This is a genomic window from Pallidibacillus thermolactis (assembly GCF_025660415.1).
GTDB lineage: Bacteria > Bacillota > Bacilli > Bacillales > Caldibacillaceae > Pallidibacillus > Pallidibacillus thermolactis.
The window spans coordinates 1-10,665 of record NZ_JAOUSE010000078.1 but is presented as its reverse complement, the minus strand read 5'-3'; the positions used below and the strand labels follow the sequence as shown (position 1 = coordinate 10,665).

The window sequence follows — 10,665 nt, the reverse complement described above, 5'->3', positions numbered from 1 at the left end:
AAGTAGATTGTCAAAGGATCTTTTCACTTTGACAATCTACTTGGGACGTGGAACAATCCATGAATGGTTGTTGTGCAAAAAAACTTAATCTTTTTGTGTCCAAAAACTTGACGTAGATCCAGATCTTCTTGGGATCTTTTTTAGCTATAATTAAATATAATACTAAAAATCGAGGTGTTAAATGATGAAAGTACTCGTGGTCGAAGATAACGAAAATGTATGTTCAATGATTGACATGTTTTTTATAAAAGAAGGGATCGAAGGGATTTTTATTCATGATGGTAATGAAGGGTATAAACGAGCAATAAATGAAGAGTGGGACTTAATTATTCTTGATTGGATGCTTCCTGGAATGGATGGGGTTACCATATGTCGTAAAATAAGAGAAACGAAAAATATGGTCCCGATCATTATGTTAACAGCAAAAGATTCAGAATCCGATCAAGTTTTAGGATTAGAAATTGGAGCAGATGATTATGTAACAAAGCCATTTAGTCCATTAACGTTAATGGCAAGAATTAAAGCGGTAACTCGAAGGGCAAATCAAAGCAATCAAACGATGGAACAGATGGAAGTGATTGAAACGCACCATTTTAAAATTAATAAAGAAACAAGGGAAGTTTTTTTAGACGGACATATCATTCCCGATCTAACGCCAAAGGAGTTTGATTTACTTGTATTTTTCGCACAACACCCAAGACAAGTGTTCACAAGGGAACAAATTTTAGACCGGGTATGGGGTTATCAATATTATGGTGATGAGCGGACGGTGGACGTACATATAAAACGATTAAGGAAAAAAATTGGTAGAGAAAAGCAACCTTTTTTTCATACGGTTTGGGGAGTTGGCTACAAGTTTGATGAAATGGTGGAATAAAATATGAAATTTAAATACATGTATCAACAACTACTAAGTCATATTGGGATTATTACAGTTGCTTTTATTATTGTTGGTATTATTGTTTCTCAGTTTGTAGAAGCCTTAGTTTTTAAAAATAAAGAAGAAGAATTAATAAGCTACGGAAAAGAAATTGTTAGTGAATTAAATTTTATATCATTATACGATACAATTACAATTAATAAATACCAAGAAGTGTTGGATAATCAAAATATCGTCATTTGGCAGTTTGATGCTCGGGGAACGATCCAATATCCACCTGAACAATCAAATGTTAGAATTCAGTTTTCTAAAGAAGAATGGAATAGAATCATGAATGGACAAGTTTTTTCAGTTAGTGTGGATGATCGCTTAGGAAATCCGTCTTCAATCGTTGTTCTCCCTTATGTGAAAGGTGATTACTTATTAGGGGGCATTATTTTAACAGCGCCAATTCGTAATACGAAGGCCATGGTAGAGGAGTTTAATGAATATTTAGGTGTGACTGTACTAATTACTCTCGTTGTCTCATTTATTATTAGTTGGTTTTTATCTCGTATTCACGGTAAACGAATTAAGCAATTACAAAACGCAACTTCCGCTGTTGCACAAGGGAATTATGATATTAAAGTACAAGATTCAGACTTCGATGAAATCGGTGAATTAGCAAGTGATTTTAATAAAATGGTTGAACAATTAAAAAGGTCAAATGAAGAAATAAAAATATTGGAAAATCGTAAACGTCAATTTATTGCCGATGTTTCTCATGAGATGCGGACACCACTTACAACGATAAGTGGTATTATTGAAGGTCTTCGAAATGATATGATCCCAGAAAGTGAAAAAGAAAAAGGGCTACAGTTAGCAAGTCAAGAAACAAAGCGACTCATACGGCTAGTTAATGAAAACTTAGACTATGAAAAGATTCGTTCCAACCAAGTAAAGTTACATATTGAAAAGATTGAAGTAGCGGATGTATTTGAAGTTGTAGAAGAACAATTGGATATACTTGCAAAAAAAAGAGGTTGTAAAATCATCGTCGAATTAGATGGCAATCCGATTGTTTATGCCGATTACGATCGTCTTATTCAAATTGTGCTAAACATAACGAAAAATTCTATTCAGTTTACGGAGGATGGAGAAATTATTTTAAGAGGCAAACAGACAGAAAAATATACAGTTATAGAGATTGAAGATACGGGAATTGGTATTGACCCAGATGATATTGAAAATATTTGGCAACGTTTTTACAAGGCAGATGTTTCAAGAAGAAGCAATCCATTTGGTGAATTTGGATTAGGATTGTCTATTGTTCAACAGCTTGTACGCTTACATCGTGGTGATATTCGCGTAGAAAGTGAAAAAGGGAAAGGAACAAAATTCACTATCTATTTACCTTTGAAAGACAAAGATTAAAATAGGGATAGGTTTATGATAAAGGTTAATCCATACAACGTAATATCTAGTTTTATTGGAATAATAAATGCTAGATATTGGTAGTGTTGTAGTGGGATTAGCCTTTTCTTATGTTCACTAATATGAATGAAAATAAATCTAATGATTATTAAAAATATATATTGAAAGACTTAGAAAAAAATGTATAATAGGGTATTGTGTAATTATTAAACTTTATGTTTAGTAATAGAAAACTTTATTTACTGATAGTTTACATTTAGTAAACGAATATATCGAGGTCGATTTTCATGTATAAGGGTATTGGAAAAAAGATTAAAAATTTACGCTTGAAAAAGGGATTGACACAGGAAGAACTCGGAGAGAGAACGGATTTAACAAAAGGATACATATCGCAAATTGAACGTGACTTGAGTTCTCCCTCAATTGATACATTCTTTTCGATATTAGAAGTATTAGGATGCTCGCCTAAGGAGTTTTTTGATGATTTAGAACATGTACAAAAAGTTGTTTATGATGATGAAGATCAAACAGAATTTATTGATGAAGAGTTAGGATATCAAATTCAATGGCTTGTACCAGAATCGAATGAGAATGATATGGAACCGATTATTCTCACTTTAGAGCCGAATGGGAAATTTAAAGAATTTGAGCCATCATTGTCCGAAACTTTTGCCTATGTTTTACAAGGTCAAGTATCAGTCAAACTTGGGAAAAGAATATATCATGCCCGTGCCGGAGAAGCCATTTACTTTCATGCCTCTCACGAACATCAAATCTTTAATGATTTTAATGGAATCTCCAAATTATTATTAGTGGCAACAGAATCTTATCTATAACAAAAGCCATAATAACGAAGAAGGGGGAGTTTTAAATGACAAAAAATCAACCAATTATTCGCTTTGAAAATGTGACAAAACAATATGATGATGATAAACCAATTCTTAATAATGTAAGTTTTGAGATGGAAAAAGGAAAGTTTTATACCCTTCTTGGTCCTTCAGGATGCGGAAAAACGACCATACTTCGCTTAATCTCAGGGTTAATTGAAGCGACAAGCGGTAAGATCTATATTAATGATAAATTAGTAAATGATACACCTGCGAACAAACGACAAGTCAATACGGTTTTCCAAGATTATGCATTATTTCCGCATCTGAATGTTTTTGATAATGTGGCTTTTGGTTTACGTGTTAAAAAATTACCAAATGATGTGATTGAAAAGAAAGTTAAAGAAGCGTTACGCTTTGTTAACTTACAAGGATATGAGAACCGAGAAATAACAGGAATGTCAGGTGGACAACGGCAGCGGGTAGCCATTGCAAGGGCAATTGTAAATGAACCAGAAGTATTACTGCTTGATGAACCACTGTCTGCACTTGATTTAAAATTGCGTACGGAAATGCAATATGAACTTCGTGAATTACAACAACGACTTGGTATTACCTTTGTTTTTGTCACACATGACCAAGAAGAAGCTCTAGCAATGAGTGATGAAATTTTTGTTATAAATGAAGGAAAAATTGAACAACGAGGTACACCAAGGGATATATATGATGAGCCTATAAACCGTTTTGTAGCAGATTTTATTGGCGAATCCAATATTATTACTGGAAAAATGATCCAAGACTTTCTTGTAGAATTTGCTGGGAAACAATATGATTGTGTAGATCAAGGCTTTAAGCCGAATGAAACAGTCGAAATTGTTATTCGTCCAGAAGATTTGGAAATAACTTCAGTGGAACGAGGTAAATTTGCGGTGAAAGTGGATTCCATACTATTCCGAGGTGTACATTATGAAATTATTGGTTATGATGAGATCGGGAATGAATGGATGATTCATTCAACAAAAACGGCGACGATTGGTGATAAAATTGGACTGTATTTTGAACCGGAAGATATTCATGTTATGAGATTGGGTGAGACGGAAGAAGAATTTGATGCACGTTTAGAAAGTTACACGGCACAAGGGGCTGAAAAGTAATGACAAGAAATCGAAATTGGTATCTTGGCCCTTATCTTGTTTTTATTGTGCTTTTCGTCGTACTCCCGATCTTACTCATCGTTTATTATTCGTTTTTTGATATCCACGGTGATTTTACATTTGAAAATTATATCAAATTCTTCACACCGGTTTATTTAAAAATGGCTCTAAGTTCCTTTTGGTATGCCTTTTTAATAACGGCATTTACACTGCTCATTTCCTATCCGACTGCCTATTTACTAACGAAATTAAAATATAAACAACTATGGTTACTATTAATTATTATACCGTCATGGATTAACTTGCTCTTGAAGGCCTATGCCTTTATCGGCATATTTGGTACGTATGGGTTTGCCAACGCTATGTTAGAAACATTTGGTATCGGTAGCAAGCAACTATTGTTTACTGATTTTAGTTTTATTTTTGTTTCTGTCTATATATTTATTCCTTTTATGATTTTACCGATATTTAATGCGTTAGATAAACTAAATCCTTCATTAGTTGATGCATCCAAAGATTTAGGTGCATCCAGTTGGACGACTTTTAGACGGGTGATCTTTCCCTTAACAATTGATGGGGTTAAATCAGGGTGTCAAGTTGTGTTTATCCCAGCTCTAAGTTTGTTTATGTTAACGCGCCTTATTGCCGGAAACCGTGTAATCACCCTTGGTACAGCTGTTGAACAGCACTTTTTAGTTACCCAAAATTGGGGTATGGGTTCTACAATTGCAGTATTTTTAATTATCATTATGGTTATTATAATGGTCATTTCAGGAAGTCGGAAGCGGGGGATTCATTATGAAAAGAAAATTTAAGCCATCAACAATATATTTAGCGATCGTATTTGTTATTTTATACGCTCCGATTTTCTATCTAATGTACTATTCTTTTAATAGTGGCGGAAAGATGTATGCCTTTGATCGTTTCACGTGGGAATGGTATGGAGAATTATTTGCAGATACACGTTTACTTATTATCGTATTAAATACAATTATCATTGCTTTATTATCTGCAGCAATATCAACAATTATTGGAACAATTGGTGCAATTGCCGTTTGGTATGTTAAACAAAATAAAATGAAAAACTTATTATTATCATTAAATAATATTTTAATTGTTAGTCCAGATGTTGTAATTGGTGCATCCTTTTTAATTCTATTTACATTTATCGGTATTCAATTAGGGTTTACTTCGGTCCTACTTGCACATATTGCTTTTTCTGTGCCAATTGTAGTTATTATGGTGTTACCAAAATTACAAGAAATGAGTCCATCGTTAATTGCTGCAGCCAAAGACTTAGGTGCAAACAATTATCATATTCTAACAAAGGTTATTTTGCCCTATATTACACCAGGAATTTTTGCCGGTTTTTTCATGGCATTGACGTATTCATTAGATGATTTTGCAGTAACTTTTTTCGTGACTGGTAATGGATTCTCTACATTATCGGTTGAAATTTATTCTATGGCTCGCCAAGGTGTTTCTTTAACCATTAATGCATTATCGACCATTCTGTTCCTGTTTACAGTTCTTCTTGTTATTGGATACTATTTTATTTCGAAAAGAACGAATGCAAATGGTCGAATGTTTGGATTGGGGGCTAGAAAATGAGAAAGTTAACTCAAGCGTTTATAACCGTTTTTGCTGTTTCTTTCTTACTCATTTTTGTTGTGAATCGATTAAATGCTGCGGAAGGTTATGCTGGTAATGATACACTTACAGTATACAACTGGGGGGAATATATTGATCCTGAATTAATTCAGCAATTTGAGGAAGAAACTGGGATAAAAGTCATATATGAAACCTTTGATTCAAATGAAGCGATGATGGTTAAAATCGATCAAGGTGGAACAGCATATGATGTCGCCATACCATCTGAGTATGCCATTGAACGGATGAAGGAAAATGATGCCCTAATCCCATTAGATCATTCAAAATTGCCGAATTTAAAAAATATAGATGAACGATTCCTTGACTTGTCCTTTGATCCCGGAAATAAATATTCTGTTCCGTACTTTTGGGGAACGGTAGGGATTGTATATAATCCAACGATGTTAGAAGAAGGTAGAACATTTACTAGTTGGGACGATTTATGGGCACCTGATTTAAGGAATCAAATTTTGCTTGTAGATGGAGCTCGTGAAGTCATTGGATTCGGTTTGAACAGCTTAAATTATTCTTTAAATGATAGGAATAAAGCGCATTTACAGGAAGCGAAGGAAAAACTTGTAAAACTGCAGCCGAATATAAAGGCAATAGTCGGTGATGAAATTAAAATGCTGATGGTAAATGAAGAAGCGCCAATTGGTGTTGTTTGGAGTGGTGATGCGGCAGATATGATGTGGGAAAATGAAAATTTAGATTATGCTGTTCCTATGGAGGGTTCAAATCTTTGGTTTGACAATATGGTTATTCCAAAAACAGCTAAAAATATAGATGGTGCTCATAAATTTATTAACTTTATGCTCGAGGCAGAAGTCGCAGCACAAAATGCAGATTATGTCGGATATTCAACCCCTAATAAAGCAGCTATGGAACTTCTACCAGAAGAAACGGTAAATGATGAAAGGTTCTACCCATCACCAGAATTGACGAAGAAATTGGAAGTGTACGAAAATCTTGGTCCTGACATGTTAAATTATTATAATGAGCTATATTTAGAATTTAAAATGCATGCAAAATGATAAATGGGCTGTCCAAGTCGAAATAGTAGATTTCAAAACATATACGTTGCCTTTTTCCTGAGTGTGCCGAATCAGTGAAGCATATTCCAGCAGGAATAGCGAAAGCTTAGCACATGACCTATAGACCTGCTATAAACGCGTGTCCGTGTTGAGGAAGGCTATGGCTATGGCCTTGTTTTGTCAATGAACGGGAAATCTACTAAGTACTGACTTTTTGGGCAGCCCTTCTTAGTGTATTATGGTCATTATAATGGTGTAAGTTTTTTTATAAATCTCAAAGGGTTAATGAGTTCAAAAATCCGATTTTTCTTCTTGGCATTTTCCAATAACTTATGGTCTAAAAACGGATAATCATATAGTTTTCCCTCATATACGAACTCAAAACGATGATGAATAAAAAAGTCGACTGGTGTCACTAAAGCTGGGGGAAGGTTCCATAAATGAACCCCGCTTTCTTGTAAAACTTCTGCGACAAACTGTGAACAGAAGTAAGAATTGTTTTTATTAATTGGATAACTCAAAAGTATTCCAATTAAACCTAATAAATTATATGAAAACATATCTTTATTCATTTCAAAGGTTTCAATTTTTTTTCTAATGTTTTGATACTCTTTCTCCGTTATTTCTAATTTCAAAATTAAACAACGAGTATTTTCAAAATATCGGTACGTACCAAAATAAACATCTTCTCGGATAAAACCAGCTCGAAGAGGATTGCGTGGTTTTTTTCTACCAAAGCTATATATTTCATTTAATTCATCGTCGAAAACAATAGATACATGGTTATATGGAGCGTTAGTGAACCACTTGATCATTTTAGTGAACAAGGTTCCTGTATCAGTTAAAAGTATATATATACTATGTTTTTTATTTTCCATGCTCTCTCTCCCTATTTGATCCCTTATCACCTGCATAACAAACTTGTAAATTAGTAAAATATGATCAAGATAATAACTAATATAACATATAAATTAACGAGTGGATAAAGTAAATATTGTCAACTTGTATATTTCTTCATGAAATTGAAACAAAATATATCTTGACTTATTATATAATGATTGGCTTAACTTGAAAAACGAATTATTATAGATATATGAAAAGAGTTAGGAGTTGGATAATAATGAAAAATATAAATCGCTTCCTATTGTTGTTATTCAGTATATTCTTTACATTAAGTATTGGTAATCCTTTCGTTTATGCAAGTGAGAATGATCATAATGAAAAAGTAATTAATGAAAAATATGGTCCGACAATTGTGGTGTTCGGTGAGAGGCTGTCAGAATCCCAAAGAGAAGAAACAAAAAGACTTTTAAAGGTTGATGAAGAAGCGGATGTGAAGGAAATTATTGTCACTGGAGCTGATGCGGCAAAGTATATTAATGGGGATCCTAATTCCAACATGTATTCTTCAGCGAAAATTAAACGCTTAGATAAAGGAGAGGGGATAACAGTTGTACAAGCCACTCCTGAAAATATTACAGAAGTAACAGATGAAATGTATGCCAATGCACTCATTACTGCAGGAGTGGAAGATGCGGAAATTACAGTTGCATCTCCAGTCAAAGTGACAGGTCACTCTGCTTTGACAGGCATTTTTAAAGCGTACGAAGCTACAGGTGAGGAATTAGATACGGCAAGACTTGATGTTGCTAATCAAGAATTAGATTTGTCTACAAAATTAGCTGAAGAAGCAGGAGTCGATGAGAATCAAGTCAGTCAATTAATGACAGAAATTAAGAAAGCAATTGCAGAACAAGATCCGGCTACAAAAGAAGAAGTAAAACAAATTGTGGAAGAACAATTAAAAAAGTTAAACATTGAAATCCCTGATGAATATAAGCAGAAGCTTATTCATCTGTTTGATCAAATCCGAAACTTAAATATTAACTTTGATGAGCTGAAAAGTCAGTTAAATCAATTGACGAATGTGATTAAAGATAAATTAGGAGAAGTTGACCCGAATGTCCTTGCGAAAATATGGAATTCTTTAAAAGATATCTTCATAGCGATTGTGAATTTCTTTAATAATTTATTGTCTTAAAACAGATAGGCTGTTCTGAAAATAATTTGAACATTTTCAGGACAGTCTTTATTTTTTGGTTTTTATCAATGGGAATGTGATTGTAAGTATAAAGAAAATTGTTGAAAAAATAGTATTTTGTTTCAAATGTATCGTGAATTTCTGTATAAACCAGAAATTGACATAGTTATTATGCCTGGATGTTATCGAACTGTAAAGCAGATGAAAAAACTTACTTACCATATCTATAGTAAAATGAATAGGAATAAACATAATTAAAAGGTGTTCGTATGAAAATAAGAAAATTATTCATAAGCATAGTTCTTTTTTTATTACTATTTCCTTATAACATCGCGGCACAAAGTACAGATATTCCAAAAGTATTCAGTGAAGCGGCTATTTTAATTGATGCGAAATCTGGACAAACCATATATGGTAAAAATGAAAATAAACGAATGAACCCTGCAAGTATTACTAAAATTGCAACTGCTATTTATGCAATTGAAAATGGTGATTTATCAGATGATGTTGTTATAAGTGAAACGGCAACAAAGGTTGAAGGAACAACTGTTTTTTTAGAACCAGGGGAAGTTGTTACTTTAAAAAAGCTGATTATTGGCATGATCGTAAACTCTGGTAATGATGCTGCATTAGCAATTGCTGAACATATTGATGGCTCTTTAGCAAACTTTGAGAAACATTTTAATGCGTATTTACAAGACTATATTGGGGTTAACAATACCCATTTTGAAAACCCACACGGACTGTATGGTGAAAATCATTATTCAACTGCACACGATATGGCGAAAATTACGAAGTATGCGATGGAAAATGAAACCTTTCGATCGATAATTAATATTCAAGAGTATAAATGGGACGGAGCATCCTGGGATACAACATTAGTTAATCATCACCGTCTAATCCTCGGTGAGTTTCCTTATGATGCACAAATTACGGGTGGAAAAAATGGGTTTATAAATGAATCAGGGTATACGTTAGTTACAACTGCTACTAAAGGTAATTTGAATTTAATTGCAGTTACAATGAAAACCGATGATAAAGATGTTCCTTATACAGATACATTGAATTTGTTTGATTTTGGTTTTCAAAATTTCCAAACAAAGAAAATCCCAAAAGGTACAGAATTTACAGTACAAGATAAGAAATTTATTACTAAAAAAGATCTATTATATACTGTAAATATTCATGAACGTTACACAAACGAAGTGGATACATCAGGTCTTTTAACCATTTATAACCAATTGAATGAACCAATTGTAAGTTTTCAACTTAAATCTACGAATGAACCAATGCAGAAGGAAAATAGTGCTGATATACAAATGAATTGGAAATCTGATGGAATTGTTGTTTCGCTGGAAGTTGCATTTGTATGTGTTGTTATATTTGTAGCAGTAATCGTTATTCAAAGGCTGAAAAATAGGGTATAATTTTACAAAGAGACAAATATGTTTGCATTTTTATTTATATAATCAAAAACAAATGAAGAACTTAGAATCGAAATGTGATATTAGTTAACTAAAAAAAAGCAACTTTTTTTAAAGTTGCTTCAGACTGTCGACAAACCCCAACTCAAATGCTTCATTTGAGTTGGGATTTGTCTTTTTTTGCTCATCATTTTCTAAGATTCTTATCTTATTTAGGCTGGACATGGTCTTTTCCATGTCCA

The 10,665-nt window shown here is 33.2% G+C and carries 10 protein-coding genes; 9 read left to right on the top strand and 1 reads right to left on the bottom strand.

Annotated features, from left to right (window positions below):
• Positions 1-184: 184 nt before the first annotated feature.
• From OEV82_RS15455 to OEV82_RS15425, 7 genes are all read left to right on the top strand, one after another.
• Positions 185-877 (top strand): response regulator transcription factor, encoded by a 693-nt coding sequence (locus OEV82_RS15455; RefSeq protein WP_173661769.1) that lies wholly within the window; start codon positions 185-187, stop codon positions 875-877.
• Positions 878-880: 3 nt separating this feature from the next.
• The gene (locus tag OEV82_RS15450) at positions 881-2,293 is read left to right on the top strand and encodes a sensor histidine kinase (RefSeq protein WP_263062373.1); all 1,413 of its coding nucleotides are present in this window, start codon (positions 881-883) and stop codon (positions 2,291-2,293) included.
• A 287-nt stretch (positions 2,294-2,580) separates the two neighbouring features.
• Positions 2,581-3,129 (top strand): helix-turn-helix domain-containing protein, encoded by a 549-nt coding sequence (locus OEV82_RS15445; protein WP_173661744.1) that lies wholly within the window; start codon positions 2,581-2,583, stop codon positions 3,127-3,129.
• Between the two features lie 35 nt (positions 3,130-3,164).
• Positions 3,165-4,274 carry an ABC transporter ATP-binding protein gene (locus OEV82_RS15440; protein WP_263062372.1) on the top strand — a complete coding sequence of 370 codons (1,110 nt, stop codon included), beginning with the start codon at positions 3,165-3,167 and terminating at the stop codon, positions 4,272-4,274.
• A complete protein-coding gene (locus OEV82_RS15435) occupies positions 4,274-5,089 on the top strand; it encodes an ABC transporter permease (protein ID WP_263062371.1) in 816 nt (271 codons plus the stop codon). Before OEV82_RS15440 ends, OEV82_RS15435 begins: the two co-directional genes overlap by 1 nt.
• Complete coding sequence (locus OEV82_RS15430; protein WP_263062370.1) at positions 5,073-5,885, top strand: ABC transporter permease; 813 nt, start codon at positions 5,073-5,075, stop codon at positions 5,883-5,885. The genes OEV82_RS15435 and OEV82_RS15430 overlap by 17 nt, the downstream gene beginning before the upstream one ends.
• Positions 5,882-6,958 carry an ABC transporter substrate-binding protein gene (locus tag OEV82_RS15425; protein WP_263062369.1) on the top strand — a complete coding sequence of 359 codons (1,077 nt, stop codon included), beginning with the start codon at positions 5,882-5,884 and terminating at the stop codon, positions 6,956-6,958. The genes OEV82_RS15430 and OEV82_RS15425 overlap by 4 nt, the downstream gene beginning before the upstream one ends.
• Positions 6,959-7,203: 245 nt before the next feature.
• Here OEV82_RS15425 and OEV82_RS15420 read toward each other — a convergent pair whose 3' ends face one another.
• Complete coding sequence (locus tag OEV82_RS15420; protein ID WP_263062368.1) at positions 7,204-7,836, bottom strand: hypothetical protein; 633 nt, start codon at positions 7,834-7,836, stop codon at positions 7,204-7,206.
• Positions 7,837-8,078: 242 nt separating this feature from the next.
• Between OEV82_RS15420 and OEV82_RS15415 the strand changes: the two genes are divergently transcribed.
• Both OEV82_RS15415 and OEV82_RS15410 read left to right on the top strand, forming a co-directional pair.
• Complete coding sequence (locus OEV82_RS15415; protein WP_263062367.1) at positions 8,079-8,999, top strand: DUF1002 domain-containing protein; 921 nt, start codon at positions 8,079-8,081, stop codon at positions 8,997-8,999.
• A 269-nt stretch (positions 9,000-9,268) separates the two neighbouring features.
• Positions 9,269-10,426, top strand: coding sequence for a D-alanyl-D-alanine carboxypeptidase family protein (locus tag OEV82_RS15410; protein WP_263062366.1), 1,158 nt, complete (start codon positions 9,269-9,271; stop codon positions 10,424-10,426).
• The last annotated feature ends 239 nt before the right edge of the window (positions 10,427-10,665 follow it).

What these genes read in the sequence shown, in the direction of transcription:
- OEV82_RS15455 (WP_173661769.1), top strand. Translation starts at nt 185, where the DNA reads ATGAAAGTACTCGTGGTCGAAGATAACGAAAATGTATGTTCAATGATT.
- OEV82_RS15450 (WP_263062373.1), top strand. Translation starts at nt 881, where the DNA reads ATGAAATTTAAATACATGTATCAACAACTACTAAGTCATATTGGGATT.
- OEV82_RS15445 (WP_173661744.1), top strand. Translation starts at nt 2,581, where the DNA reads ATGTATAAGGGTATTGGAAAAAAGATTAAAAATTTACGCTTGAAAAAG.
- OEV82_RS15440 (WP_263062372.1), top strand. Translation starts at nt 3,165, where the DNA reads ATGACAAAAAATCAACCAATTATTCGCTTTGAAAATGTGACAAAACAA.
- OEV82_RS15435 (WP_263062371.1), top strand. Translation starts at nt 4,274, where the DNA reads ATGACAAGAAATCGAAATTGGTATCTTGGCCCTTATCTTGTTTTTATT.
- OEV82_RS15430 (WP_263062370.1), top strand. Translation starts at nt 5,073, where the DNA reads ATGAAAAGAAAATTTAAGCCATCAACAATATATTTAGCGATCGTATTT.
- OEV82_RS15425 (WP_263062369.1), top strand. Translation starts at nt 5,882, where the DNA reads ATGAGAAAGTTAACTCAAGCGTTTATAACCGTTTTTGCTGTTTCTTTC.
- OEV82_RS15420 (WP_263062368.1), bottom strand. Translation starts at nt 7,836, where the DNA reads ATGGAAAATAAAAAACATAGTATATATATACTTTTAACTGATACAGGA.
- OEV82_RS15415 (WP_263062367.1), top strand. Translation starts at nt 8,079, where the DNA reads ATGAAAAATATAAATCGCTTCCTATTGTTGTTATTCAGTATATTCTTT.
- OEV82_RS15410 (WP_263062366.1), top strand. Translation starts at nt 9,269, where the DNA reads ATGAAAATAAGAAAATTATTCATAAGCATAGTTCTTTTTTTATTACTA.